25 protein-coding genes are annotated in these 25,090 nt (G+C 70.9%); 16 read left to right on the top strand and 9 right to left on the bottom strand.

The features are described 5' to 3' along the window. Positions 1–3 precede the first annotated feature (3 nt). Together ACIPJI_RS15265 and ACIPJI_RS15260 are read right to left on the bottom strand one after the other, a co-directional pair. Positions 4–876: a phosphatidylinositol-specific phospholipase C gene (locus ACIPJI_RS15265; RefSeq protein WP_402246654.1), complete on the bottom strand. Its 873-nt coding sequence runs from the start codon at positions 874–876 to the stop codon at positions 4–6. 109 nt (positions 877–985) lie between these two features. Then, complete coding sequence (locus ACIPJI_RS15260; protein WP_356618964.1) at positions 986–2,806, bottom strand: bifunctional metallophosphatase/5'-nucleotidase; 1,821 nt, start codon at positions 2,804–2,806, stop codon at positions 986–988. A 231-nt stretch (positions 2,807–3,037) separates the two neighbouring features. Here ACIPJI_RS15260 and mshD point away from each other — a divergent pair, with 231 nt between their 5' ends. The 12 genes from mshD (at position 3,038) to pstB (ending at position 14,797) form a co-directional block, all read left to right on the top strand. Then, positions 3,038–3,961 carry a mycothiol synthase gene (mshD, locus tag ACIPJI_RS15255; protein WP_402246652.1) on the top strand — a complete coding sequence of 308 codons (924 nt, stop codon included), beginning with the start codon at positions 3,038–3,040 and terminating at the stop codon, positions 3,959–3,961. Between the two features lie 123 nt (positions 3,962–4,084). Continuing rightward, the gene (locus ACIPJI_RS15250; protein ID WP_307707200.1) at positions 4,085–4,483 is read left to right on the top strand and encodes a GntR family transcriptional regulator; all 399 of its coding nucleotides are present in this window, start codon (positions 4,085–4,087) and stop codon (positions 4,481–4,483) included. After that, positions 4,480–5,367 (top strand): ABC transporter ATP-binding protein, encoded by an 888-nt coding sequence (locus ACIPJI_RS15245; protein WP_402246650.1) that lies wholly within the window; start codon positions 4,480–4,482, stop codon positions 5,365–5,367. Before ACIPJI_RS15250 ends, ACIPJI_RS15245 begins: the two co-directional genes overlap by 4 nt. Further along, positions 5,364–5,774: a hypothetical protein gene (locus tag ACIPJI_RS15240; protein ID WP_402246648.1), complete on the top strand. Its 411-nt coding sequence runs from the start codon at positions 5,364–5,366 to the stop codon at positions 5,772–5,774. Before ACIPJI_RS15245 ends, ACIPJI_RS15240 begins: the two co-directional genes overlap by 4 nt. Continuing rightward, on the top strand, positions 5,696–6,304 hold the full coding sequence (locus ACIPJI_RS15235) for a hypothetical protein (RefSeq protein ID WP_402246646.1): 609 nt from the start codon (positions 5,696–5,698) through the stop codon (positions 6,302–6,304). Before ACIPJI_RS15240 ends, ACIPJI_RS15235 begins: the two co-directional genes overlap by 79 nt. A 213-nt stretch (positions 6,305–6,517) precedes the next feature. Beyond that, the gene (locus tag ACIPJI_RS15230; RefSeq protein WP_356618972.1) at positions 6,518–8,749 is read left to right on the top strand and encodes an RNA degradosome polyphosphate kinase; all 2,232 of its coding nucleotides are present in this window, start codon (positions 6,518–6,520) and stop codon (positions 8,747–8,749) included. Next, the gene (locus ACIPJI_RS15225) at positions 8,736–10,079 is read left to right on the top strand and encodes a CHAD domain-containing protein (protein WP_356618973.1); all 1,344 of its coding nucleotides are present in this window, start codon (positions 8,736–8,738) and stop codon (positions 10,077–10,079) included. The genes ACIPJI_RS15230 and ACIPJI_RS15225 overlap by 14 nt, the downstream gene beginning before the upstream one ends. Continuing rightward, complete coding sequence (locus tag ACIPJI_RS15220) at positions 10,043–10,495, top strand: NUDIX hydrolase (protein WP_373465300.1); 453 nt, start codon at positions 10,043–10,045, stop codon at positions 10,493–10,495. Before ACIPJI_RS15225 ends, ACIPJI_RS15220 begins: the two co-directional genes overlap by 37 nt. Positions 10,496–10,715: 220 nt before the next feature. Then, positions 10,716–11,852, top strand: a complete 1,137-nt coding sequence (pstS, locus tag ACIPJI_RS15215; protein ID WP_356618975.1) for a phosphate ABC transporter substrate-binding protein PstS — start codon at positions 10,716–10,718, stop codon at positions 11,850–11,852. 95 nt (positions 11,853–11,947) lie between these two features. Next, positions 11,948–12,943: a phosphate ABC transporter permease subunit PstC gene (pstC, locus tag ACIPJI_RS15210; protein ID WP_402246643.1), complete on the top strand. Its 996-nt coding sequence runs from the start codon at positions 11,948–11,950 to the stop codon at positions 12,941–12,943. Beyond that, the gene (pstA, locus tag ACIPJI_RS15205; RefSeq protein ID WP_402246641.1) at positions 12,940–14,013 is read left to right on the top strand and encodes a phosphate ABC transporter permease PstA; all 1,074 of its coding nucleotides are present in this window, start codon (positions 12,940–12,942) and stop codon (positions 14,011–14,013) included. Before pstC ends, pstA begins: the two co-directional genes overlap by 4 nt. Before the next feature lie 7 nt (positions 14,014–14,020). Beyond that, positions 14,021–14,797 carry a phosphate ABC transporter ATP-binding protein PstB gene (gene pstB, locus ACIPJI_RS15200; protein WP_005315486.1) on the top strand — a complete coding sequence of 259 codons (777 nt, stop codon included), beginning with the start codon at positions 14,021–14,023 and terminating at the stop codon, positions 14,795–14,797. An 858-nt stretch (positions 14,798–15,655) separates the two neighbouring features. Here pstB and ACIPJI_RS15195 read toward each other — a convergent pair. Beyond that, positions 15,656–16,654, bottom strand: coding sequence for an inorganic phosphate transporter (locus ACIPJI_RS15195; protein ID WP_307707208.1), 999 nt, complete (start codon positions 16,652–16,654; stop codon positions 15,656–15,658). A 5-nt stretch (positions 16,655–16,659) separates the two neighbouring features. After that, complete coding sequence (locus ACIPJI_RS15190; RefSeq protein WP_005315481.1) at positions 16,660–17,280, bottom strand: DUF47 domain-containing protein; 621 nt, start codon at positions 17,278–17,280, stop codon at positions 16,660–16,662. Positions 17,281–17,473: 193 nt separating this feature from the next. Between ACIPJI_RS15190 and ACIPJI_RS15185 the strand changes: the two genes are divergently transcribed. Further along, on the top strand, positions 17,474–17,818 hold the full coding sequence (locus ACIPJI_RS15185) for a metal-sensitive transcriptional regulator (RefSeq protein WP_307707210.1): 345 nt from the start codon (positions 17,474–17,476) through the stop codon (positions 17,816–17,818). A 103-nt stretch (positions 17,819–17,921) separates the two neighbouring features. Here ACIPJI_RS15185 and ACIPJI_RS15180 read toward each other — a convergent pair whose 3' ends face one another. Both ACIPJI_RS15180 and ACIPJI_RS15175 read right to left on the bottom strand, forming a co-directional pair. Beyond that, complete coding sequence (locus ACIPJI_RS15180) at positions 17,922–18,092, bottom strand: hypothetical protein (RefSeq protein WP_167306773.1); 171 nt, start codon at positions 18,090–18,092, stop codon at positions 17,922–17,924. Positions 18,093–18,241: 149 nt separating this feature from the next. Beyond that, the gene (locus tag ACIPJI_RS15175) at positions 18,242–19,081 is read right to left on the bottom strand and encodes a hypothetical protein (protein ID WP_356618982.1); all 840 of its coding nucleotides are present in this window, start codon (positions 19,079–19,081) and stop codon (positions 18,242–18,244) included. 395 nt (positions 19,082–19,476) lie between these two features. Between ACIPJI_RS15175 and ACIPJI_RS15170 the strand changes: the two genes are divergently transcribed. Together ACIPJI_RS15170 and ACIPJI_RS15165 are read left to right on the top strand one after the other, a co-directional pair. Then, on the top strand, positions 19,477–21,045 hold the full coding sequence (locus ACIPJI_RS15170; RefSeq protein ID WP_402246638.1) for an FAD-binding oxidoreductase: 1,569 nt from the start codon (positions 19,477–19,479) through the stop codon (positions 21,043–21,045). A 103-nt stretch (positions 21,046–21,148) separates the two neighbouring features. Then, positions 21,149–21,334 (top strand): Imm7 family immunity protein, encoded by a 186-nt coding sequence (locus tag ACIPJI_RS15165; RefSeq protein WP_402246636.1) that lies wholly within the window; start codon positions 21,149–21,151, stop codon positions 21,332–21,334. 78 nt (positions 21,335–21,412) lie between these two features. Here the strand turns inward: ACIPJI_RS15165 and ACIPJI_RS15160 are convergent, their stop codons facing one another. The 3 genes from ACIPJI_RS15160 to ACIPJI_RS15150 form a co-directional block, all read right to left on the bottom strand. Beyond that, the gene (locus ACIPJI_RS15160) at positions 21,413–22,126 is read right to left on the bottom strand and encodes a phosphatase PAP2 family protein (RefSeq protein WP_356618988.1); all 714 of its coding nucleotides are present in this window, start codon (positions 22,124–22,126) and stop codon (positions 21,413–21,415) included. 249 nt (positions 22,127–22,375) lie between these two features. After that, positions 22,376–23,395 (bottom strand): bifunctional lytic transglycosylase/C40 family peptidase, encoded by a 1,020-nt coding sequence (locus ACIPJI_RS15155; RefSeq protein ID WP_307710408.1) that lies wholly within the window; start codon positions 23,393–23,395, stop codon positions 22,376–22,378. Between the two features lie 369 nt (positions 23,396–23,764). Continuing rightward, complete coding sequence (locus ACIPJI_RS15150) at positions 23,765–24,571, bottom strand: SAM-dependent methyltransferase (RefSeq protein ID WP_402246634.1); 807 nt, start codon at positions 24,569–24,571, stop codon at positions 23,765–23,767. Positions 24,572–24,778: 207 nt separating this feature from the next. Between ACIPJI_RS15150 and ACIPJI_RS15145 the strand changes: the two genes are divergently transcribed. Beyond that, the gene (locus tag ACIPJI_RS15145; protein WP_307707218.1) at positions 24,779–24,949 is read left to right on the top strand and encodes a hypothetical protein; all 171 of its coding nucleotides are present in this window, start codon (positions 24,779–24,781) and stop codon (positions 24,947–24,949) included. The last annotated feature ends 141 nt before the right edge of the window (positions 24,950–25,090 follow it).

Below are 25,090 nucleotides of genomic sequence, written 5' to 3'. Positions count from 1 at the left end.
GCCTCAGCCGTTGTGGCGGATGAGCGAATCCACCAGCCCCGCCCGCGTGTTCGGGAAGTCGAGCGGAACGATGCCAAGGCCCCGCCAGCCGCTCGCCTCCGCGCCGTCGATGAAGCGGTGGACGCGGGGGTTGAGGTTGTCGGAGTTCCAGCGGGGCGGCAGATACGCGGACGTGCTCACGTAGTTGACGAACAACTTGCCCGGCTGCTGCACCGCCTTGCGGAAGTGCGCCTCGATCCTCCTGTACTTGGGGTCGGGCAGGGCGTTCCAGTCGTCCTGGATGTCGAACCACGTGCCGTCCGCGTAACGCACTCCGGGCAGGCCACCGTTGTCGCCGAGAAGCACGACGCGCCCGCGCGCCTCGCCCAGCACCGGGATGCCGTCGCCGATCCGGAAGAGCGGGCGCCAGCCGCGGCGGTCGAGGTAGTCGTCGAAGATCGCGCGGAAGGTGGCGTCGCTGTCCTCGGAGTACTCCTGCTTGACCCGCATCAGCACGGTCTCCGAGGGGTGCGCGGCGAGGAAGTCGCGGCAGGCGACGAGGACATCACCGAACATCATGTTCTGGTAGGACGGGCCGTGGTGGATGGCGAACGAGCCTCCGGTGACCCGGCACCGTATGTCGAGGAAGCGGATACCGCTGTCGAGCTGCTCGGCGATGGTGGTGTTCTGGCATTCGCTCCACAGTCCGCCGAAGCGCGCACCGGAGTCGTGGGTGCCCGGGATCGTGAGCCTCTGCAGCGGGGTCGAGTCGGCCGGGCCGGCCATCCAGTCCTGTGCGGACAGGGTGCGGCGAGGCGCGGCGGTGGCGTGGGGGGCGCCGATGAGGGCGGCTGCGGACAGTGCGGCAGCGCCTGCGAGGAATCTCCGTCGGTCCATGGCGAGGGAGTATGACGCGTTCACGTCAGAGGTACCAGACTCTCGTACCGTCCGGTAACGACGAGGGGGCGGCAGGCTTCGCGCCTGCCGCCCCCTCCGCCGGACAGTGCTACTGCACGACCGTGATCCGGTCGGCCTTCGGCGGCGCGATCGGCGCGGAGGCCGAGGAGTTCGCCGCCAGGTAGGCGTTGAAGACGTCCAGGTCGGAGGCGCCCACCAGCTTGTTGGTGTGCTCCTTCAGGACGGAGAAGCCGTCACCGCCGCCCGCGAGGAACTCGTTCATCGCGACGCGGTAGGTCTTCGACGGGACGATCGCCTCGCCGTTCAGCTTCACCGAGTCCACGACGATCCGGTCGGCGCCGGTCTTCGTCAGGTCCAGGGTGTACGTGAAGCCCTGCGAGACCTGGAGGATCTTCGGGGACGCCTCGTTCGGGCCGCTGACCTGCTGCTGGAGCGCGGTGATCAGCTGGGCGCCCGTCAGGTCGACGACGTTCATCATGTTGGTGAACGGCTGGACCGTGAAGGCCTCGCCGTACGTCACCACACCGTCGCCCTCGCTGCCCGACGCCTTGTACACCAGGTCCGAGCGGATACCGCCCGGGTTCATCAGGGCCAGCTGGGCGCCGCCCTTGTCCGCCGGGGCGAGGCCCGCGAGCTGCGCGTCCGCGATCAGGTCGCCGAGCGGCTTCTCCGGGGTGGTGGCGCCACGGCCGTTGATGTCCGCGGAGATGAAGCCCTGCGGACGGCTCGCGATCGGCGCGGCCAGCTTGTTCCAGCGCGTGATCAGGTCGGTCATGTCCTGGGCCTTGGCCTGGTCACGGCTGACCACGTGGTTCGCCGACTTCACGGACGTCCGCACGATGTCCTTGGTGCGGCGGTCGTAGGTGAGCGTCGTGTCCGTGTAGAGCTTGCCGTACGAGGACGCCGACGTGACCATGCGCGGCTTGCCGGACGGGTCCGGGATCGTGCACACGTACGCCTGGTGGGTGTGGCCGGTGACCAGCGCGTCGACCCGGGGCGTGATGTTCTTGGCGATGTCCGCGATCGGGCCGGAGATGCCGTCGCCCGCACCCGGCGAGTCGCAGTCGTAGTTGTACGCCGTCGACGCCGGCGAGCCGCCCTCGTGGATGAGCGCGACGATCGACTTCACGCCCTTGCGGTCGAGTTCACGGGCGTACTTGTTGATCGTCTCGACCTCGTCGTGGAACGCCAGGCCCTTGATGCCGCCCGCGCTGACGATGTCCGGCGTGCCTTCCAGCGTCACGCCGATGAAGCCGATCTTGACGCCGTCCTTCTCCCAGACCGAGTACGGCTTCAGGATCGGCTTGCCCGTGGACTCCTTGGTGACGTTGGCCGCCAGGTAGGGGAAGTCCGCGCCCTCGAACTCCTTGCCCTCCTCGTAGCAGCCGTCCGTCGGGTGGCAGCCGCCGTTCTGGAGGCGGGCCAGCTCGAGCGCGCCCTCGTCGAACTCGTGGTTGCCCACGCCCGTCACGTCGAGGTCGAGCTTGTTGAGCGCCTCGACCGTCGGCTCGTCATGGAAGAGGCCGGAGAGCAGCGGGCTCGCGCCCACCAGGTCACCGGCGGCGGCGGTGACGGAGTACGGGTTGCCCTGACGCGCGGTGCGCAGCGACGTCGCCAGGTACTCGACGCCACCGGCCGGGATGGACTTGACCGTGCCGTCGTGCTGGATCTCGGAGACGTTGCCGGCGGAGCCGGCCGGCGGCTCCAGGTTGCCGTGCAGGTCGTTGAAGGAGAGCAGCTGCACATCGACGGTGCGGCCGTGGTGCGGCCGGTGGGCGGTGCGCTCGCCGGAGGCGGCGCCGGCCGGCATGGCGGCGATGAGCGCGCCGACGGTCGCGAGACCGGCGGCGGCCGCGAGCACGCGGCGGTTCCGCTTGGCCGCGCGATGGTTGGGAGGTGTCGCTGACATCTGTCCCCTTGTCAGTCCAGCGTGGTGTGAGGGTGCGAGCGGCAGCCTAGAGTCAACGCGCGTAGCGCGACAGGGGGATGTGGGTTACGACCTGGTTGCCGTCTTTCGTCAACGGGCGATTACCGCACCATCACCCGCATGACGGACATATCTCCGCACAAGTGGCGGCTACTTCGGCCCCCCGGCCCTTCGAGCCGCTGACCGGGGCCCCCTCCGCCGTACCCTCGAAGCATGACGATCGACGCAGTGATTCCGGAGCCCGGCCGGCAGATCCAGTCCCTCGACGAGCTCACCCCCGAGCAGGCGGAGGCCGTACTGGGCGTACTCGCAGAGGCTGCGCGGAACGACGGGATGCAGGCCGTCTCCGAGCAGGGCCGGCTGCAGCTGCGCGGCGGGCGGCGGGAAGGCGTACGCCACTTCCTGCTCACCGTCGGCGACCAGCTCGTCGGCTACGCCCAGCTGGAGGACACCGACCCCGTCGAGGCCCCGGCGGCCGAACTCGTCGTCCATCCCGGCCACCGGGGCCGCGGGCACGGACGGGCACTGGGCACGACGCTCCTGGACGCCTCCGGCCGGCGGCTGCGGATGTGGGCGCACGGCGGGAAGTCGGCCGCCCGGCACCTCGCCCAGGTGCTCGGCCTCGCGCTCTTCCGCGAACTGCGGCAGCTCCGGCGCCCCTTGGACCTGCGGGACATCCCCGAGCCGGTCTACCCGGCCGGCGTCACCGTGCGGACCTTCCGGCCCGGCGAGGACGACGCCGCGTGGCTCGCCGTGAACGCCGCCGCCTTCGCCCACCACCCCGAGCAGGGCTCACTGACCCAGCGGGACCTCGACGACCGCAAGGCCGAGCCGTGGTTCGACCCGAAGGGCTTCTTCCTGGCCGAGCGGGACGGCGAGATCATCGGCTTCCACTGGACGAAGATCCACGCGGAGGAGCAGCTCGGCGAGGTGTACGTGGTCGGCATCCGCCCCGACGCCCAGGGCGGCGGCCTCGGCAAGGCCCTCACCGCCACCGGTCTGCGCCACCTCGCCGCGCAGGGCATGCCGACCGCGATGCTCTACGTCGACGCGGACAACCCCGCGGCGCTGCGCGTGTACGAGCAGCTCGGCTTCACCACGCACGAGGTCGACCTGATGTACCGCACGGAGTCCTGACAGCAGCTCGAGAAGCGGTCTTCCGGGCAGCACTCGAGCTGATGAGGGGCGGTGTCTGTTGACACCGCCCCTTTCTTGCATCACCCTTTCACTACTCAACTAGTGAAAGGGTGATGCGGCGACATGGTCGAGTTCCGGATCGACCGGCGCAGCGGGATCGCCACGTACCTCCAGATCGTCCAGCAGACCAAACAGGCCCTGCGGCTCGGACTGCTGGAGCCCGGTGACCGGCTGCCGACGGCCCGCGAGGTCGTCGAGGCCACCGCGATCAACCCGAACACCGTGCTCAAGGCGTACCGCGAGCTGGAGCGCGAAGGGCTCGTCGAGGCCCGCCGGGGGCTCGGCACGTTCATCACCCGCACCCTCGGCGGCCAGGCCGCCGACACCCCGCTGCGGGCCGAACTCGCCGACTGGGTCGACCGGGCGCGCGACGCCGGGCTCGAGCAGGACGACATCACCGCGCTGTTCACCTCCGTGCTGGAGGAGCGCACACAGGACGACCACAAGGGGGACGGCGCATGACGGCGACCGCGATCGAGGCGACGGGCCTCGGCCTGGCCTACGGGAAGCGGGGCCGCTCGGCCCTGCACGACTGCTCGTTCCGGATACCGGCCGGCCGCGTCTGCGCCCTCGCCGGCCCCAACGGCGCCGGCAAGTCCACACTGCTCGCCCTCGCGGCGGGTCTGCTCCGGCCGACCGACGGGGCGCTGCGCGTCCTCGGCGGCGCACCCTCCGACGTACGCGCACGCCTTGCGTACGTCGCCCAGGACAAGCCGCTGTACCCGCAGTTGACGGTCGGCGAGACGCTGCGGACGGGGCACGAGCTCAACCCCGGCCGGTGGGACGCGACCGTCGCGGAACGGATCGTCGAGGAGGGCGGCGGACTCGACCCCCGCGCCCGGATCCGTAGCCTCTCCGGCGGCCAGCGTACCCGCGTCGCCCTCGCCCTCGCGCTCGGCAAACGCCCCGAACTGATGCTGCTGGACGAGCCGATGGCCGATCTCGACCCGCTGGCACGGCACCGGCTGATGGCCGCGCTGATGACGGAGGCCGCCGACCACGGCACCACCATCGTGATCTCCTCGCACATCCTGTCCGAGCTGGAGACCACCTGCGACTACGTGCTCCTCGTCGACGGCGGCCGGGTGCGCCTCGCCGGCGAGACGGAGGACCTGCTCGCCGCCCACACCCTGCTCACCGGGCCGGTCGCCGACCTGCCCGACCACACCGTCGTCGAATCACGCACGACGGGCCGTCAGCTGACCGCGCTGGTACGGGGGTCCCGCGCGGTCGGCGGCGGCTGGCAGGCCGCGAGGCCGTCCCTGGAGGAACTGCTCATGGCGCATCTGCGCAGCCCCGACGCCCCGGCGCTGCTCACCCCGAGCGCGGAGGTGGCGGTCGCATGAGCACGCTCACCACGTCCCGCCCACGGCTGCGGGGCATCACCTGGGTCGTCGTCCACCAGCACCGCCGCATCCTGACCACCGCGGCCGTACTGCTGGCCGTCGCGACGGCGGTCACGGCCGGGCTGCGGATCGCGTACGGAACGAGCTCGTACGACGACACCGGCGGCGGCCTCTTCACACGCTTCGCCTACCAGGGCGGGCTCTCCGCCGTCGCCGACTTCCTCGCGAACGCCGCCCTGCTGCTGCCGCTGCTCGTCGCCGCCCTCGTGGCGGGACCGATGATCGGCCGGGAGCTGGAGAGCGGCACCTACAAGCTGGCCTGGTCGCAGTGGTGCCCCCCGTCCGCTGGCTCGCCGCGAAGGTCGCGGTACCCGCGGCGGCCGTCGCCGTCACCACCGTGGGCCTGACCGTCCTCTTCCGGATCCTGTCGGGCCCGGTGAGCTGGGACCACCGGCTGAACTGGCACGAGCGGCAGGTGTTCCTCGCCTCCGGACCGACCCTGCTCGCCCACGGTCTCCTCGCCGTCGCCGTCGGCGCCCTCGCCGGCCTGCTGGTTCGCCGCACCCTGGTCGCGATGTCCGTCGCGGGCCTCGCGACCGGGACCGTCATGATCGTCATGTCCGCGCTGTGGACGCGGCTGTGGGCACCCGCCGTCGCCACGGGGCGCGACCCGGACTCGGTGCAGTTCTCGGCCGGTGAGTTCGTCCTGGACAGCGGTCTGCTGACCGCGTCCGGGGAACGGCTCCCCGACAGCGTGTGCTTCACGCCGCAGCCCACCGCGTGCCACGCCGAGCACGACGTCGTCGGCAGGTGGCGGGAGTACCATCCCGACTCGCACCTGTGGCCGCTCCAGCTCGTCGAGACCGGCATCGTCCTCGCCGTCGCCGCCGCCGTGGCGTACGCGGCCTTCCGGGTCTTCCGCCGCCGCCACGCCTGACCCGCCCGCGAGGCGAACGGCCCCCGGGGAGCGACCCCCGGGGGCCGTACTGCGCTTTCCCTCACGTCATGTCCTTGTTACCGGGCATTCAGACGCCCTTGCGACCCTCACCCAATGCAGCCCGCTGTGCCCGCCTCCCCCACCGGGAGAAAACGTCTCGCCCCGGCCCTCTCCGACGCGCCGCCGAAGCCTCTCGCGCGGAACAATGGGGCCATGAGCCAGCAGCCCGCCGAGGTCCCGGTCCAGCACCCCCAGCCGTCCGTCGCGTCCATAGCCGCGCACCGGCCCCACACCGTCGCCGCCACGGTCTCCGATCTCGAGCCCGACCTCGACGCCGACCTCGACTCGTACCAGGAGGACCCGGAGTCGACGCTCGGCACCGAGCTGCCCCAAGGGCGGTTCCTCGACCGCGAGCGCAGCTGGCTCGCGTTCAACGAGCGGGTCCTCGAGCTCGCGGAGGACCCGGCCACACCGCTGCTCGAGCGCGCCAACTTCCTCGCGATCTTCGCGTCCAACCTGGACGAGTTCTTCATGGTCCGCGTCGCCGGCCTGAAGCGCCGGATCGCGACGGGTGTCGCCACGCGTTCGGCCTCGGGCCTCCAGCCGCGCGAGGTCCTCGACCTGATCTGGACCCGCTCGCGCGAACTCATGGCCCGGCACGCCGCCTGCTACCAGCAGGACGTGGCCCCCGCCCTGGCCGACGAGGGCATCCACCTGATCCGCTGGCCCGACCTGACGGAGAAGGAGCAGGCCCGCCTCTTCACGCTCTTCCGGCAGCAGATCTTCCCGGTCCTGACCCCGCTGGCCGTGGACCCCGCGCACCCCTTCCCGTACATCTCCGGCCTCTCCCTCAACCTCGCCGTCGTGGTGCGCAACCCCGTCAGCGGGCACCGCCACTTCGCCCGGGTCAAGGTCCCGCCGCTGCTGTCCCGCTTCCTCGAGGCCTCGCCCCAGCGGTACGTACCCCTGGAGGACGTCATCGCGGCGCACCTCGAGGAGCTGTTCCCGGGGATGGAGGTCCTCGCCCACCACATGTTCCGTGTCACCCGGAACGAGGACCTGGAGGTCGAGGAGGACGACGCGGAGAACCTCCTCCAGGCGCTGGAGAAGGAGCTCATGCGGCGCCGCTTCGGCCCGCCGGTGCGCCTCGAGGTCGAGGAGTCGATCGACCCGTACGTGCTCGACCTTCTGGTGCGCGAGCTGAAGGTGTCCGACGCCGAGGTCTACCCGCTGCCCGGACCGCTGGACCTCACCGGACTCTTCGGCATCTCGGCGCTGGACCGGCCGGAACTGAAGTTCCCCAAGTTCGTCGCGGGCACCCACCGGGACCTGGCGGAGGTCGAGTCGGCGTCCGCGCCCGACATCTTCATGGCGCTGCGCGAACGGGACGTGCTGCTGCACCACCCCTACGACTCCTTCTCGACGTCCGTCCAGGCCTTCCTGGAGCAGGCCGCGGGCGACCCGGACGTCCTCGCGATCAAGCAGACGCTGTACCGCACGTCCGGCGACTCCCCGATAGTGGACGCGCTGATCGACGCCGCGGAGTCCGGCAAGCAGGTCCTCGTCCTCGTCGAGATCAAGGCCCGCTTCGACGAGCAGGCCAACATCAAGTGGGCGCGCAAGCTCGAGGAGTCCGGCTGCCACGTCGTCTACGGGCTCGTCGGGCTGAAGACCCACTGCAAGCTGTCGCTCGTGGTCCGCCAGGAGGGCGAGACGCTGCGGCGCTACTCGCACGTCGGCACCGGCAACTACCACCCGAAGACCGCCCGGCTCTACGAGGACCTGGGGCTGCTGACCGCCGACCCGCAGGTCGGCGCGGACCTCTCCGACCTGTTCAACCGGCTGTCCGGCTACTCGCGCCGCGAGACGTACCGCAGGCTGCTGGTCGCGCCGAAGTCACTGCGCGACGGCCTGATCTCCCGGATCAACAAGGAGATCGTCCACCACCGCGCGGGACGCCCCGCCTACGTCCGCATCAAGGTCAACTCGATGGTGGACGAGGCGATCATCGACGCCTGCTACCGGGCGGCGATGGCGGGCGTGCCGGTGGACATCTGGGTGCGCGGCATCTGCGCGATACGCCCCGGCGTGACCGGCCTCTCGGAGAACATCCGGGTCCGCTCGATCCTCGGCCGCTTCCTGGAGCACTCCCGGGTCTTCGCCTTCGGCAACGGCGGCGAGCCCGAAGTGTGGTTCGGCAGCGCCGACATGATGCACAGGAACCTCGATCGCCGGATCGAGGCGCTGGTACGGGTCACCGACCCGGCCCACCGCGCGGCCCTCACCAGGCTCTTCGAGACCGGCATGTCCGACACCACGGCCTCCTGGCACCTCGGCCCGGACGGCGCGTGGACCCGGCATGCGACGGACTCCGAAGGCCAGCCGCTGCGGCACGTACAGGAGATGCTCATAGACGCCCGGAGGCGCCGGCGTGCACAGCCCTGAACCTTCCCGGCCGGACACCGTCCTCGCGGGCACGGCGGGCGAGGCGGTGGCCCACTACCTCCACGCCCAGGCCGCCGACTTCCTGCGAAGTCTGCGCCGGCACGGCGAGAGCGGCGCGGAGACGGCGGCGGTCGCGGACGCGGCCCGCTCGCTGCGGGTCGCCTCCCGCCGCATCAGCGGGACGCTCCACACCTTCCGCCCGCTGCTCGACCCGGCCTGGGCGGACGGCCTGCGCACGGAGCTGGCGTGGCTGTCCACGACCCTGGCCCAGGAGCACGCGTGCACCTCACGCCTGTCCCGCCTGCTGGACGCCCTGTCCCGCCTGTCGGGCACGGCCCCGCTGCCGCCGGCCCGCGGCGAGAGCCTGCCGCTGTACGGCTCCGCGGCACACAACGGGTCGCTCGGGGCCGAGTCCCGTCCCCACCCGGCCGGCTCCGCCCCGGCTGCTGCGCACGGCCGGACGGGCGCCGTGGACACCCACGACGCGGACGGTCATGCCGCGGGCAACGGGGCAGCGACCGCCCTCGCCGGCGGGCACGGCACGGGTGACACGGCACCGGCCGCGCTCGAGGACGGCCACAGCACGGACCACGGGACGCCGGCGGCGGGCGAAGGTCCGGCCTCCCGCGGCGTCCGGGCCACGGTGACCACAACGGCGGCGGACCGCGCCGGACGTACGGCCGGCTCCCCCTCCGGCAACGGCGCGCTCGCCGTAGGGGCCGCCCGGGCCGCGGCGCTGCTGGAGCGGCAGCTCACCCTCGCCCGCACCCGCGCCCACTCCGCCGCACTCCAGGCGCTCGGCTCCTCCCGCTTCCACGCGGTCGCCGACGCCGTCGCTTTACTGGCCTCCGAGCTCCCGCTCGGCCCCGCGGCCGCAGGTCCGGCCACCGAGACCCTGGCGCTGCCCGCCCAGGCCGCCGAGCGACGGCTGCTCGCGGCGGTCGCCGAACTGCCGCTGCGCAGGGCGGCCCACCCGTACAACGCGGAGGCGCTGTTCAGCGGCCTCGCCGCGGCGTCCGCCGGTGAGGCGCAGGACGCCCCCTGGCACGAGGTCCGCAGACTGCTGCGGCTGCACCGCTACGCGCAGGAGGTGCTGCACCCCGGCACCGACCCCGTCCTGTGCCACGCGGGCATCCTGCTCGACCGGCACCGCGACGCGGCGGAAGCGGCAGCCGCGGCGGCCACCGCGGCCCGCACGCCGCGCATCGCCCCGGCCACCGCGTACGCCCTCGGCGTGCTCCACGCCGACCAGCGGCACGAGGTCGAGGCGGCCAGGTTCGCCTTCCAGCAGGAATGGCGGCACGCGACCACGGCGGTCACGGCGCCATGAACGGCGGGGCCACCGTTCTCGCCGCGGGGTGCGTGCTCTGGCGCCGCTCCCCGCACCGGGACGGCGGTATCGAGATCTGCCTGGTGCACCGGCCCAAGTACGACGACTGGTCCCACCCGAAAGGCAAGCTCAAGCACGGCGAGGACACCCTCGCCGCGGCCCTGCGCGAGGTGCTCGAGGAGACCGGCCACCGCTGCGTCCCCGGCGCCCGTCTCCCCACCGTCCGTTATCTCGCGAACGGCCGGCCCAAGCAGGTCTCCTACTGGGCCGCCGAGGCGACCAGCGGTTCCTTCGCCGCCGGCGACGAGGTCGACCGCATCGTGTGGCTGCCGCCCGCCGCGGCGCGGACCCGGCTCACCCAGCCACGCGACCGCGCACTGGTCGACGCCCTTCTCCAGGCTTTGCACACAGCGTGAGCGTATGGGAGCACCCCGTGTGCCTCGGGCCGGCAAACGAGCGGACATTCGAACGGGCACCGGGTCGCCGGGCACGGTTCACCTTGCGTTCACTCTCGCCAGTCGGCCGCTTCATCTCATCTGCCTAATTTCGGCCTCAGACGGTGACCGGCCCGGTGCCGGTCCCCCCACCCCGACGCACGCCGCCACGGACGGCGGCAACTGGAAGGAACACCAGAAAGTGAAGCTTCAGCGCAAGAACGGGCTTCGCGCCACCGCGCTCGGCGCCCTCGCGATCTCCGGCGCCCTGGTCCTCACGGCGTGTGGCTCGGACGACAACACGGCCACGGGCCCCGACGGCGGCGACAAGACCAACGCCGCGTCGAACATCAAGTGCGACGAGGCCAAGGGCCAGATCCTCGCGGCCGGCTCGAGCGCGCAGAAGAACGCCATGGACCTGTGGGTGAAGAACTTCCAGGCCGCCTGTTCCGGCGTCGAGGTCAACTACCAGCCCATCGGCTCCGGTGGCGGTATCACCAAGTTCACCCAGGGCCAGGTCGCCTTCGCCGGCTCCGACTCCGCGCTGAAGCCGGAAGAGGCCGAGGAGTCCAAGAAGATCTGCAAGGGCGGCCAGGGGATCAACCTCCCGATGGTCGGCGGCCCCGTCGCGATCGGCTACAACCTCGAGGGCGTGGACAACCTCGTCCTCGACTCCGCGACCATCGCGAAGATCTTCGACTCGAAGATCACCAAGTGGAACGACCCGGCCATCGCCAAGCTCAACCCCGACGCGAAGCTGCCGAGCTCCTCCATCCAGGCCTTCCACCGCTCCGACGAGTCGGGCACCACGCAGAACCTGCACAAGTACCTCAGCGAGGCCGCCCCGGCCGACTGGAAGCACGACCCCAAGTCGAAGTCGTGGCTGGCCCCCGGTGGCCAGGCCGCCAACGGCTCCTCCGGTGTCGCCGCCCAGGTGAAGCAGACTCAGGGCTCGATCGGCTACTTCGAGCTGTCGTACGCGACCTCGCAGTCGATCTCCACCGTCAAGCTGGACACCGGTGCCGCCGCCCCGGTCGAGGCGACGAGCGAGAACGCCTCCAAGGCCATCGCCGCCGCCAAGGTCACGGGCACCGGCAAGGACCTCGCCCTGTCCCTCGACTACAAGACCAAGGCCGAGGGCGCCTACCCGATCATCCTCGTGACGTACGAGATCGCCTGCGACAAGGGCAACAAGGCGGAGACCCTGCCCACCCTGAAGGCGTTCCTCAACTACACCGCGAGCGAGGAGGGCCAGAAGGTCCTCGCGGACGCCGGCTACGCGCCGCTGCCCGCCGAGATCGCGGCCAAGGTCCGCGAGATCGTCCCCACCCTGTCCTGATGTCCGGCCGGTGCCGGTCCGCCTGAGGCGGACCGGCACCGGCATCCGGTGCACCGCCGCCTGGAGCCCGCCGGCTCCGCAGACCGGAGACCCCGATGGATACAGCAACCACCACATCAGCCCCACCGCCCCGTGCCCCGCAACAGACGGGCACCACCCGCGGCAAGCCCCGCCCCGGTGACCGCATATTCCTGGGCATGTCCCGGGGAGCAGGCATCTTCCTCCTGGTCGTCATGGCCGCGATCGCGGGATTCCTCGCGTACCGCGCGGGCATCGCCATCTCGAAGGACGACGCCAACTTCCTGACCACGTCCGAGTGGAACCCTGCCGGTGACCCGCCGGTCTTCGGCATCGCCGTACTCGCCTTCGGCACCGTCGTCAGCTCGGTCATCGCGATGGTCATCGCCGTGCCGGTCGCCATCGGCATCGCGCTGTTCATCTCGCACTACGCGCCGCGGAAGATCGCCACGCCCCTCGCGTACGTCGTCGACCTGCTCGCCGCCGTGCCCAGCATCATCTACGGCCTCTGGGGCGCCATCTTCCTGGTCCCCTACCTCGACGGCCTGAACAGCTGGCTCAACGAGTACCTCGGCTGGACGTACATCTTCGAGAAGACCGGCGACGGCGTCGCCCGCAACCTGTTCACCGTGGGCATCCTGCTCGCGATCATGATCCTGCCGATCATCACCAACGTCACCCGCGAGGTCTTCCTCCAGGTGCCGAAGATGCACGAAGAGGCCGCCCTGGCGCTCGGCGCCACCCGCTGGGAGGTCATCCGGATGTCGGTGCTGCCCTTCGGCCGCTCCGGCATCATCAGCGCCTCCATGCTCGGCCTCGGCCGCGCCCTCGGCGAGACGATGGCCGTCGCCGTCGTCCTGTCGCCGAGCTTCATCATCTCCGGGCACCTGCTCGACCCGGGCGGCGGCACCTTCGCCCAGAACATCGCCGCGAAGTTCAACGAGGCGGACGAATTCGGCCGCGACGCCCTGATCGCCTCCGGCCTCGTCCTGTTCGTGATCACCCTGGTGGTCAACGGAGCGGCCCGCGCGATCATCGCCCGCCGCAAGGAGTACTCGGGGGCCAACGCATGAGCCAGCTCGTCCAGGAAACTCGTCCGGTGGCCACCGTACGCAGCGGTCCGCTCTCCCACGCCCGCCTCCCGCGCTGGGCCCCGGCAGCCGTCGCGGCCGGCTCGATCGCCGCAGGCTGCGGCATCGGCCTGGCGGCCGGCTGGCAGAGCCGTGTCCAGTGGGGCATGATCGCCGCCCTCGTCTTCGTCCTCGCCACCTACGTGATCACCACGAAGGTCGAGAACTCCCGCCAGGCCAAGGACCGCGTCGCCACCAGCCTCGTCTGGGTGTGCTTCGTGCTCGCCGTCGTGCCGCTGTTCTCGCTGGCCTGGGTCACGATCACCAAGGGCATGGAGGTGGTCGACGGCTACTTCCTCGGCCACTCCATGAACGGCGTCCTCGACGCCGAGCCCGGCGGCGGCATCTACCACGCACTGCTCGGCACCATCGAGCAGGTCCTCATCGCCGCGGTCATCGCCGCCCCGATCGGCCTGCTCACCGCGATCTACCTCGTCGAGTACGGGCGCGGGAAGCTGGCCAAGGCCGTCACCTTCTTCGTCGACGTCATGACCGGCATCCCGTCCATCGTCGCGGGCCTGTTCGTCCTCGCCACCTGGAACCTGATGCTCGGCTTCGGCCCCTCCGGTTTCGCCGGCGGTCTCGCCCTCGCCATCCTGATGATGCCGGTGGTCGTCCGCTCCACCGAGGAAATGCTGAAGCTGGTCCCGAACGAGCTGCGCGAGGCCTCACTCGCCCTGGGCGTACCGAAGTGGCGGACCATCCTGAAGGTGGTCCTGCCCACCGCGATCGGTGGCATCACCACCGGCGTGATGCTCGCCGTCGCGCGTATCACCGGTGAGACCGCTCCGGTACTGCTCCTCGTTTTCGGCACGAAGCTGATCAACCCGAACCCCTTCGAAGGCGCCCAGTCCTCCCTGCCGCTGTACGTGTACGAGCAGTACGCCGTCGGCACCGACGCCTCGATCGCGCGCGCCTGGGGCGCCGCCCTGGTTCTGATCGCCTTCGTCATGATCCTCAACCTGGTGGCCCGCGGCATCGCCCGCTGGAAGGCCCCGAAGACCGGAAAGTAGAACCACCATGGCCAAGCGAATCGACGTATCGGGCCTGACCGCCTACTACGGCTCCCACAAGGCGATCGACGACATCTCCATGACCGTGGAGCCCCGCTCCGTGACCGCCTTCATCGGCCCGTCCGGCTGCGGAAAGTCCACGTTCCTGCGCACCCTGAACCGCATGCACGAGGTCACTCCCGGTGGCCGCGTCGAGGGCAAGGTGCTGCTGGACGACGAGAACCTGTACGCCAAGGACGTCGACCCGGTCGCCGTGCGCCGCACGGTCGGCATGGTCTTCCAGCGGCCCAACCCCTTCCCCACGATGTCGATCTTCGACAACGTCGCGGCGGGCCTTCGGCTGAACGGCACCTACAAGAAGAACCAGCTGGCGGAGATCGTCGAGCGCTCCCTCAAGGGCGCGAACCTCTGGAACGAGGTCAAGGACCGGCTCAACAAGCCCGGCTCCGGCCTCTCCGGCGGCCAGCAGCAGCGCCTGTGCATCGCCCGTGCGATCGCGGTCGAGCCGGACGTGCTGCTGATGGACGAGCCGTGCTCGGCGCTCGACCCGATCTCGACACTCGCGATCGAGGACCTGATCGGCGAGCTGAAGGAGCGCTTCACGATCGTCATCGTGACGCACAACATGCAGCAGGCGGCGCGCGTCTCCGACCGCACGGCGTTCTTCAACCTCTCGGCGGTCGGCCAGCCCGGCAAGCTGATCGAGATCGACGACACCGAGCGGATCTTCGCCAACCCGTCCGTCCAGGCGACCGAGGACTACATCTCGGGCCGCTTCGGCTGACAGACGCCCCGGACCGCCGGGGAGCAGACGTCCTGGGGTGCTGCATGGCGGTGCCACCCCAAGACGAAGGGCCCGCCCCTCTCCCAGGGGGCGGGCCCAACCACTTCCTCCGACAACACCTGCCCCCCGGCCGGTCCACCTCTCCGCCACGCGGCGCCTGGGCCCGGCCTGCCGTGTGCGGGTGGCCCCGGGTTCGGGTTCACCCCCGGGTCCGCGTGCGGGTGGGGGTGGGCGGGCCCCGTCCGGACGGGTGGGGGTGCGCCCCGTCCGGGGGTGCGGGTGCGGGTCGCGGGTGGGCCCCGTCCGGGTGCGGGTGCGGGTGCGGGTGCGGGTGGCAGGGCGGCGCCTGCGGCGGGCTTGTCCCCTCCCCGCCCCTTCCCGAAACCGGGGCAAGCCCCGGACCCCGTAGGGCCTTCGGCCGTGCCCTCAAACTCCCCTACGGCCTGGCGGCCCCGCGGGAGGTGCCCCCCAGGCGGGCTGGAAATGCCGCCGCGCGGCACTTCAGCTCGTCGGCGGAGACACCCGGCCGTGCCGGCACTTCCGGGCCCCGCTGGCCGGCGGCTCGAGGCTCCGCCGGGGGGAGCCTTTCCAGCCTCGCCGGCGATCGAGGGGCGTGGGCCCGGGCCCGGGGGCAGAGCCCCCGAAGCACAGCGCGGAGCGCGATGGCAGAGGGCAGCACCCAGCACGGAGCGCGGTGACGGGCCCGGGCGGAGCCCCCAGCACGGAGGGCGATGGCAGGTCCGGGCGGAGCCGCTCGGGCAAGCCGCACATCGATACAGCGGGAAGTGGGGGCCCCACGGCCGCCAGGCCGTAGGGGGAGGGGAGGGGAAACGGCCCGCAGCGGGCAACCGCCCGCCGTCAGCCGAAGATCAGGTACACCACGCCATAGCTGACCGCCGCCACCATCGCCGCCGCCGGCATCGTGATGAACCAGCCCAGGATGATGTTCTTCGCGACACCCCACCGCACCGCGTTCACCCGCTTCGTCGCCCCGACGCCCATGATCGCCGAGGTGATCACGTGCGTCGTGGAGATCGGCGCGTGGAACAGGAACGCCGAGCCGAACATGATCGACGCACCCGTGGTCTCCGCCGCGAAGCCCTGCGGCGGGTCCAGCTCGATGATCTTGCGCCCGAGCGTCCGCATGATGCGCCAGCCACCGGCGTACGTACCGAGCGACAGCATCAGCGCACAGGCGATCTTGACCCAGGCGGGGATCGGGTCGCCCTGGTTCTCGACGTCGGCGATGACGAGGGCCATCACGACGATGCCCATCGTCTTCTGCGCGTCCTGAAGACCGTGGCCGAGCGCCATGCCCGCCGCGGACACCGTCTGCGCGATCCGGAAGCCGCGCTTGGCCTTGTGCGGGTTGGCGTTGCGGAACATCCACAGGATGCCGACCATCACCAGGTAGCCGACGGCCATACCGACGATCGGCGAGATGAACATCGGGATGACGACCTTCTCGAGCACCCCGGTCCAGATCACCTCGGTCCCACCGGCGAGCGCCGCTCCGACCATGCCGCCGAACAGCGCGTGCGAGGAGGAGGAGGGCAGGCCGAAGTACCAGGTGATCAGGTTCCAGACGATCGCGCCGACCAGCGCCGCGAACAGGATGCCCATGCCGCGCGAGCCGACGGGCGTCTCGATGAGTCCTTCGCTGACGGTCTTGGCGACGCCCTGTCCGAGGAAGGCGCCCGCGAGGTTCATCACCGCGGCCATCGCCAGTGCCACGCGCGGCGTCAGGGCCCTCGTGGAGACCGATGTCGCGATCGCGTTCGCGGAGTCGTGGAAACCGTTGGTGTACGTGAAGAAGAGCGCGACCCCGATGGTCACGACCAGGGCAAAGGTGTCCACGTGGTTCAGGACTCCTTGACCGCGATGGTCTCCACCGTGTTCGCCACGTGCTCGAACGCGTCCGCGGCCTCTTCGAGCACGTCGACGATCTGCTTCAGCTTGAGGACCTCGATGGCGTCGTACTTGCCGTTGAAGAGGTGGGCGAGCAGCTTGCGGTGGATCTGGTCCGCCTGGTTCTCCAGCCGGTTGACCTCGATCCAGTACTCGGTGAGGTTGTCCATCGTCCGCAGGTGCGGCATGGCCTCGGCCGTCAGCTCCGCCGCCCGTGCCAGGACCTCGATCTGCTGCTCGACGCCCTTGGGCAGCTCTTCGACGTTGTAGAGGACGACCAGGTCGACGGCCTCCTCCATGAAGTCCATGATGTCGTCGAGGGACGACGCGAGGTTGTAGATGTCCTCGCGGTCGAACGGCGTGATGAACGAGGAGTTCAGCTGGTGGAAGATCGCGTGGGTGGCGTCGTCCCCGGCATGCTCGGCGGCCCGCATCCGTTCCGCGATCTCGGCCCTGGCGGAGGATTCCGCCCCGAGCAGTTCCATCAGGAGCTTCGAGCCGGTCACGATGTTGTCCGCGGAGGCGGAGAACATGTCGTAGAAGCTCGTCTCCCTGGGGGTCAGACGAAATCGCACGTGGGGTCCTCGGGGTGCTTGGATTCGGTCAGGCTGATGCTAGGCGCATCATCCGGCCACGGCTAACCGGCAGTATCCCAGTGTCGCCCATGAGAACAAGGCGATCAGCACGGACCCCCACCGGATTCCCCACGATTCGTTACCATATACCCACGAGGGGTATACACCCCTTTCGGGACAACGGGAGGACACGATGACGACCACCGAGGCGGCCGGCCTTCCGGTCACGGAGCACGAGACCGACCACGACCGCGGCGTGCACGGGTACCACAAGCAGAAGGACGAACACCTGAAGCGGCTGCGCCGTATCGAGGGCCAGATCCGCGGGTTGCAGCGGATGGTCGACGAGGACGTGTACTGCATCGACATACTCACCCAGGTCTCGGCTTCGACCAAGGCCCTGCAGTCCTTCGCGCTTCAGCTGCTCGAAGAGCACCTGCGGCACTGCGTCGCGGACGCGGCGGTGAAGGGCGGCACCGAGGTGGACGCCAAGGTGGAGGAAGCGACGAAGGCCATCGCCCGTCTGCTGCGCACCTGACCGGGCGGCCGCGCGTGGCTTGATCTTTACGGTCTCCGCCGGGTGCGGCACCGGCCGGGCCGGCCCGTGCCGGGACCGGTCGCAGCAGCGCGGCGACGCTCTCTCACCGGCAGGCGGCCCGCTCGGCCGCCACCATCAGGACCTCGTCGATACGGTCCGCGCTGAGTCGCTCCTCCGCGGCGGCCGACGCGGCGATCATCAGCTCGCCGCACAGCTCGATCTCGGCGAGGGCCACGTGGTCGTCCTGGACGGTGGTCGTACTGGGCGGGGCCACGTGCAATCACCTCTTCCGGCCGATGTCGGTTTCCTAGCGTAGGGAGCGGTGCACGCGCTGCGCATGGCACGTCCGGACCATTTAGGTTCTGACTCTCCCGGCCCAGATGCCCCTGGCCTCCCCCGCGCGGACGGGCCGGGCCGGCACGCTCAGGCCTTGACCTTTCCGGAGTAGATGTCCTTCTCGTCCGGGAGCTGGACCACGACCTGCGCCCCGAAGTCGAAGAGGACCGTGGTCGACGTGACGTCGACCGTACGGCCCTCATTGACGAACGCGAAGCGGTGCCGCACCTTCCGGAGCCGGCCCGCCTCGTCGAGGTAGGCATCGAACGGCACCACGTCCCTGGCGAACCCTTTCGCCGCCGCGGCCAGTGACGCTTTCGCATGGGACTCCGCGACCCGCGCCGCCCGTCCGATGTCGGTGACGCCCTTGAAGTGCCGTACCTTCTGGCCCGAGATCTCCACATCGCCGACGTATGTCACCTGGTCCGCGCCACGGAGCAGTTCGGCGGCGGTGAGCGGGTCGGTCGCTCCGCCCGTGACCAGGTTCCCGTCGTCCAGGGTCGTCGTGTCCACCCTGACCCACTTGTCCGCGGGCACACCCGCGCCCCGGTTCTTCATGTACAGGGCACCGGAGGTCAGCAGTTCGGTGATGGGCTTGTGCTCGTCCTCACCGGCGGCGTCCGACGGCAGTACGACCTTCAACATGCCCATGCCCCGGGCGAAGTCGTATCCGCCCTCGCCCCGGATGGTGACCCGGGTGCCGCCCGACGCCATCTCCATCGACGTACGCGCCTTGGAGCTCCCTGCCCCTGTCAGCGCGTCAGCGGCTCCGCGCACCTCGGCCGCGGGGCCGCCGGACCTGCCCGGGGCAGGTCCGTTGCCGTCCTCCGCGGCAGCGCCTGGGTCCGAGCACCCCCCGGCCGCCGCCAGGGCCATGGCTGCCAGGCCGGCGACCGCTCCGCCCCTGCGCTTGTGCTGCACCACCATTGCCTGCCAACCCCCAACACCGGACCGCTGCTTGTACGGGTCCCCCTTGCCCTCCGCCCGAGGGGCCGGGGAACGACCCATTCGCATAACGACTGCCCGGGCACGTCGTCACGCCGGTCCCGGGGCTTTGCGGCCCTGGGGGCCGCAGTACCGTTGACCCGTGCCCCAGCAGGACCCCTCGGCCGGTGACCCGGCGACGCATACGACCACCACAGTCGAGCGCGGCTCCTTCGCCGTCGCCCGCTGCACGTGCGGCTGGTCAGGACCGGCCAGACGGTCCCGTGACCGGGCCCGTACCGACGCCCGGTCCCACGTTCTGACCCCCACGTCCTGACCGGGCCGTCGGCCCGGGAACCTACCGGCGCCGGGAGCCGTCTCGTTCCCCAGGAGGTTCCATGGACCGGCGTGCGCTGCTGACCACCGCTGTCGCCCTCACCGCGGCCGCCGCTACGGGCTGCACGGAGAAGGGGGGCGGCACCGCGCCGGGCACCACCGCCTCCGCACCCACCCCGCCCGCCCCTGCGGCGCCGTCGGCCACCAGGACCGCCGCCGCGGACTGGGCCGCCCTCGCCCGCGGCCTCGACGGGCAGCTGATCCGGCCCGGGGACGCGGCGTACGCGAGCGCCCGGCAGCTGTACAACACGCGCTTCGACTCGCTGAAGCCGGCGGCCGTCGCCTACGTGGCGGGCGAGGAGGACGTGAAGGAGTGCCTCGCCTACGCGCGGGCACACGGCACGCCGGTGTCCATCCGCAACGGCGGCCATTCCTACGGCGGCTGGTCCTCCGGCAACGGACGCCTCGTCATCGACGTATCACTGCTGAACCGGATCGAGGCCGACGGCTCGATGGGCGCCGGCGCCAAACTCATCGACGTCTACAACACCCTGGCCCGGCACGGACGTACCGTCCCCGCCGGTTCCTGCCCCACGGTCGGCGTCTCGGGCCTCGCACTCGGCGGCGGTCACGGTGTCACCTCCCGGGCCTACGGGCTGACCTGCGACAGCCTCACCGAGGCGACGGTCGTCACCGCCGACGGCAGAGCGCTGACCGCCGACGCCGACGAGAACAAGGACCTCTTCTGGGCGCTGCGCGGCGCCGGTAACGGCAACTTCGGTGTGGTGACACGGCTGCGTTTCCGCACCAGCCCCACCCCTGACACCGTCACCGCGTACCTCAACTGGCCGTGGCAGAAAGCGGAACCGGTGCTCGCCGCCTGGCAGCGCTGGGGCCCCGACCAGCCGGACGAGATCTGGTCCTCACTCCATCTCTCCGCCGGCCCCGGCGGCTCCCGGCCCACCCTGTCCGTCGTCGCCTTCACGCTCGGCGCGGAGAGCGATCTGCAGAACGCGGTCGACCGGCTCGCGGGCGCGGCCGGCTCGTCCCCCTCCTCGACCGCCCTGCGCCCCCGCGGCTACCGGGACGCCATGCTCGGCTACGCGAACTGCCTCTCCCTCAGCGAGGAACAGTGCCGGCTGCCGGGCAGCACACCTGGCCGCGGCCGGCAGGGTGCGCTGCCCCGGGAGACGTACGCCTCGGCCTCCGACTTCTACGACCGTGACATCCCTGCCGGCGGCCTGCGCGCGCTGATCGCGGCTGCGGAGGCCTTCACCCGTCTCCCGGCCGACGGGGGCGGCGGTGGTTCGATCGCCCTCACCGCGCTGGGCGGCGCGGTGAACCGGGTGGATCGACTGGCGACGTCGTTCGTGCACCGCCGTTCACGGATGCTGGCCCAGTACATCGCCGCCTGGCGGCCCGGCACCGGCGGCAAGGCACAGCAGTCCTGGCTGCGGGACACTCATGCGTCGATGCGGCGCTACGCGTCGGGAGCGGCGTACCAGAACTACGCCGATCCGAACCTCACCGACTGGCGCCGCGCCTACTACGGTCCGGCCCTCGACCGGCTCGTCCGGCTGAAGAGACAGTACGACCCCGACCGCCTCTTCGACTTTCCGCAGGCGCTGTAGACGCCCCGCCCGCCCACCCCGAGCCCGAGCCGCTCGCGGTGACCTTTGCGGCGCTGTCCCGCTCCTCATGGAGAAGGTGTGGAAACCATGGGGCCGAACCACTGTGCCCGCCGACGCGCTGGCGGAGCGGCTCGGCGGCGCCTCCTGGGGCCTGCTCTACGAGCGGTCCGCCGACATGGAGGAGCCGCCGGGGCAGGACGGCTTCCGTGTCCGCGTCATGGCCAGGGGCGAGATCCAGGTCCGCCTGGATCCGTTCCTCTCGCCCGTCCGGCCGGTCATCGAGGACTGACCGGCGGGACGCCGGGCATGCGCCGCGGCTTCCCGGGCGAGGCTGTTCGTACGGGGCTTCGGGGCGGGGCTGCTCAGGTCAGGCCGCGAGCCCGTTGTCTCCGTGGTTCTCGGCCCTCGGCTCCGTGATGTCCAGTGCCTCCGGCCGGAGCGAACCGGCCCGGGCGCGCTTCGACCGGACGAGCCGTCCGAAGTGGCGAGAGCCCGCGATCGCCGACATCAGCGGCGTGAGCAGCGCCAGGGCGAGCGGCGCCAGCAGAAGGGCGACGGCCGTACCCAGCGCGAATCCACCGATCACGTCGGTCGGATAGTGCACTCCCATGTAGACCCGGCAGAAGCCCTCTGCCACGGCGAGGACGAGGGCGGCGGCCCCGAACCTGCGGTGTGCCACGAACAATCCGGCGGCGATCGCCATCGCCATCGTCGCGTGGTCGCTGACGAACGAGTAGTCGGTCTTGCCCGCGATCAGGACCTCGAGGCCCTCATGCGAGAGGAACGGTCGCGGCCGCTCCACGAAACCGCGGATCGGGATGTTGATCAACAGCGCGATCCCGGCGGCGAGCGGCGCCCAGACCAGTCCGGCGGCCGCCGAGACCGAGTCCTCCGCGCTGCCGCGCCGGCGCACGCTCCACCAGCACCAGAGCACGACCAGCACGAGGGCGAGCATGATCCCGTACTCGCCGACGAACTCCATGGTGCGGTCGAGCCAGGTGGGCGCGTCCTTGGCGAGGCCGTTGATGTCGTAGAGCAGGCCGACGTCCGGGTTCACACCGTCTGCTGCGAGTCCAGCCATCTGCTGCGGCCCCTTGCCTTGTGCCTGCCGGCGCACCTGCCTGTGCGCCGTCCTGAATCAACCCCCGTGGTCAGTGCGGTGTCTGCTGCATGGTCAGTGCGGCCTTCCCTGCCCAGGGAACGACGTGATCGGCGGTCGCGTTCCACTCTCCACCGAACGATCACCATGACGTTATCGAAGAGTGACACGTCGTCGCAGCTCAGAGCCCTGGCCCCACCGTCGTGTTCCAGCCACTCGGCTGCCTTCCGCTCATGCCTCGGGAGCCTTGGGCAGGTCCGTCGGCAGGGCACGCGCGCCGTCCTCGGTGACGCGTGTCGCGCCGAAGTAGTCCGGGGTGTCGATCTTGTCGAACCGGATCACCGCGCCGGTGTACGGGGCGTTGATCATGTACCCGCCACCGACGTACAGCCCCACGTGCCGGATCGCCCTCGAGTTGGTCAGGTCGTCCGAGAAGAAGACCAGATCCCCCGGCAGCAACTCGTCCCGGGAGGGGTGCGGCCCGGCGTTGTACTGGTCGTTCGCCACCCGTGGCAGCTCGATCCCCACCGTGCGGTAGGCCGCCTGCGTCAGGCCCGAGCAGTCGAAACGCCCACCCTGCTCGGGTGTTCCGTTGCCGCCCCACAGGTACTTGGTGCCCAGCTTCTGCTGCGCGAAGTAGATCGCCCCGGCGGCCTGCTTCGACGGCTCGACCCGGCCGACGGGCTTGGCGAAGCTCTGCTCGAGCGTCCGGATGACCTTCACGTAATTCTGCGTCTCACGGTACGGAGGCACACCGCCGTACTTGATCACCGCGTAGGCGCCCGCGTTGTACGCGGCGAGCATGTTGTCGGTCGGATCACCCGGCGCCTTGCGAACATATCCGGCCAGTTCGCAGTCGTACGAGGCCGCCGACGGGATCGCGTCCGCCGGGTCCCACACGTCGCGGTCCCCGTCCTTGTCCCCGTCGATCCCGTGCGTCGCCCAGGTGCCCGGGATGAACTGCGCGATGCCCTGAGCGGCGGCGTGGCTCTGCGCCTTCGGGTTCCAGCCGCTCTCCTGGTAGAGCTGGGCGGCGAGCAGCGCGGGGTTGATGGCCGGGCAGAGGTTCCCCCACTTCTGCACCAGCGGCTGGTACTTCGCCGGCACGGCCCCCTTCGCCAGCCCCACCGCCCCGTTCTTGGAGCCACCGAGGAGCCCGGAGGCCGCCGAGTACGTGCCGACGACGAGCAGCGCGACGAAGCACAGGCAGAACCCGATCGAGAGCCCCGCGACCAGCCACGCCTTACGCACCGTCAAACACCCCTCAGCGCCCGGTAGTCCGCTTCGCCGTCAGTCTAGGCGTCCACCCGCCTCCCGTGGAGGTGCTCACCCGGCGCACCGGTTCACCCCGTCGGCGCCGCTGCCCGCCCGCCCTGGAGGGTGATCACGTCTACCGAACGAGTGAACGCCCGTCCTGACCGAAGGGGTCGAACTCGCCGTCGCGTACGTATGACGGCGCCCCTGGCCGCATGCTCCGCACGGCCACCCCGGTCCGCGGAAGAAGCTTCGATTCGAGGCGGCGACCGGCCGGTGACGGTCTCGCGCCGCGCCCGGAGCCGGTCGGGCCGGGGGCCGGCAGGCATGGCGCGCCGCCGGCCGGCCAGACCCCGCCGGGGCCGGCTACGGCTTGCGCCCCACGCCCCCGTACATCGCGACCTCTTCCGGGGTGAGTGGCTCGGCGGGGTCCGGGCGCCAGCGGTTGCAGGAGACCACGCCGGGAGACAGCAGCTCCAGGCCGTCGAAGTAGCGCTCCACCTGCTCCGGCGTGCGCTGGGTGAGACGCGGGGTGCCGTGCTCGTTCCAGAAGGCGACCGCCGCGTCCACGTCCGGCATCGAGGGGCTGGTGATCGTGTGCGACAGCGCGAGGTGGCTCCCGGAAGGCAGCGCGTCCATGAGCCGGCGCACCACCCCGTAGGACTCCTCGTCGTCCTCGATGAAGATCACTACACCGAGCAGCATCAGCGCGACGGGCTCGGAGAAGTCGAGCGTCTTGGCCGCCTGCTCCAGGATCGTGTCGATGTCCCGCAGGTTGGCGTCGAGATAGTCGGTACTGCCTTCCGCGGTACCGGTCAGCAGGGCGCGGGCGTGCACGAGGACGAGCGGGTCGTTGTCCACGTAGACGATGCGCGCGTCGGGGGCGACGCTCTGGGCCACCTGGTGGGTGTTGTCGGCGCTCGGCAGGCCCGTCCCGATGTCCAGGAACTGACGGATTCCGGCCGTTCCGGCGAGATGCCGGACGGCGCGACCCAGGAACTTACGATCGGCCAGGGCGTAGTCCCCGATGCCCGGATGCAGTGTCCGGATCTGGTCGCCGACCTCCCTGTCGACCGGATAATTGTCCTTGCCACCGGTCCAGTAGTTCCAGATCCGCGCCGTGTGAGGGCGCGTGGTGTCTATGCGAGCAGCAATGGGTGCGTTTTCGGTCACCCGGCGAAGCGTAGGCAACTCGGCCTGTGAGCAACAGGGTTGAGTAGAGACCGGCACAGATGCCACCGCGGGGGCGCCCCGGACCCCCGCGAAACTGGTCTGGACCAGTTGCGGCTACTCTGTGTGACGCAGCCCAGAAGGCTGAGGTCAGACCCCCCTCCGGCGACCACGGCGGGGACCGGTAACACAGCACCACAGGAGCAACACGTGAAGAACGCTGCGAGCGTGACGGACACACCCGCCACACAGGACGCCCGCAACGGGGGAAGAACAGAACGCCGAAGCAGTGACGCCGGCGGCACGGTGGCGACGGTGACCTTCATCGCACTGCTCGCCATCGCACTGGGAGTGCTCGGCTACATGGTGGCCATCCGCTGAACCGGACCGGGCCGAGGCCCGGCGAGCACCGCGGCGGGGCGGGGGCCCCCCCGGGGGCCCCCCCCCCCCCGGGCGGCCCCCCCCCCCCCCCCCCAAACGGGGCCAAACCCACGGCAAGTCCGAAGGAACCCACCCAGGTAA

The sequence above is a fragment of the Streptomyces sp. NPDC086835 genome (genome assembly GCF_044745705.1).
Taxonomy (GTDB): Bacteria; Actinomycetota; Actinomycetes; order Streptomycetales; family Streptomycetaceae; genus Streptomyces.
The sequence above is the reverse complement of the archived record's forward strand: the minus strand, read 5'-3'. Positions and strand labels throughout refer to the sequence as shown.

What these genes read in the sequence shown, in the direction of transcription:
- ACIPJI_RS15265 (WP_402246654.1), bottom strand. Translation starts at nt 876, where the DNA reads ATGGACCGACGGAGATTCCTCGCAGGCGCTGCCGCACTGTCCGCAGCC.
- ACIPJI_RS15260 (WP_356618964.1), bottom strand. Translation starts at nt 2,806, where the DNA reads ATGTCAGCGACACCTCCCAACCATCGCGCGGCCAAGCGGAACCGCCGC.
- mshD (WP_402246652.1), top strand. Translation starts at nt 3,038, where the DNA reads ATGACGATCGACGCAGTGATTCCGGAGCCCGGCCGGCAGATCCAGTCC.
- ACIPJI_RS15250 (WP_307707200.1), top strand. Translation starts at nt 4,085, where the DNA reads ATGGTCGAGTTCCGGATCGACCGGCGCAGCGGGATCGCCACGTACCTC.
- ACIPJI_RS15245 (WP_402246650.1), top strand. Translation starts at nt 4,480, where the DNA reads ATGACGGCGACCGCGATCGAGGCGACGGGCCTCGGCCTGGCCTACGGG.
- ACIPJI_RS15240 (WP_402246648.1), top strand. Translation starts at nt 5,364, where the DNA reads ATGAGCACGCTCACCACGTCCCGCCCACGGCTGCGGGGCATCACCTGG.
- ACIPJI_RS15230 (WP_356618972.1), top strand. Translation starts at nt 6,518, where the DNA reads ATGAGCCAGCAGCCCGCCGAGGTCCCGGTCCAGCACCCCCAGCCGTCC.
- ACIPJI_RS15220 (WP_373465300.1), top strand. Translation starts at nt 10,043, where the DNA reads ATGGCGGCACGCGACCACGGCGGTCACGGCGCCATGAACGGCGGGGCC.
- pstC (WP_402246643.1), top strand. Translation starts at nt 11,948, where the DNA reads ATGGATACAGCAACCACCACATCAGCCCCACCGCCCCGTGCCCCGCAA.
- pstA (WP_402246641.1), top strand. Translation starts at nt 12,940, where the DNA reads ATGAGCCAGCTCGTCCAGGAAACTCGTCCGGTGGCCACCGTACGCAGC.
- pstB (WP_005315486.1), top strand. Translation starts at nt 14,021, where the DNA reads ATGGCCAAGCGAATCGACGTATCGGGCCTGACCGCCTACTACGGCTCC.
- ACIPJI_RS15185 (WP_307707210.1), top strand. Translation starts at nt 17,474, where the DNA reads ATGACGACCACCGAGGCGGCCGGCCTTCCGGTCACGGAGCACGAGACC.
- ACIPJI_RS15175 (WP_356618982.1), bottom strand. Translation starts at nt 19,081, where the DNA reads ATGGTGGTGCAGCACAAGCGCAGGGGCGGAGCGGTCGCCGGCCTGGCA.
- ACIPJI_RS15170 (WP_402246638.1), top strand. Translation starts at nt 19,477, where the DNA reads ATGGACCGGCGTGCGCTGCTGACCACCGCTGTCGCCCTCACCGCGGCC.
- ACIPJI_RS15160 (WP_356618988.1), bottom strand. Translation starts at nt 22,126, where the DNA reads ATGGCTGGACTCGCAGCAGACGGTGTGAACCCGGACGTCGGCCTGCTC.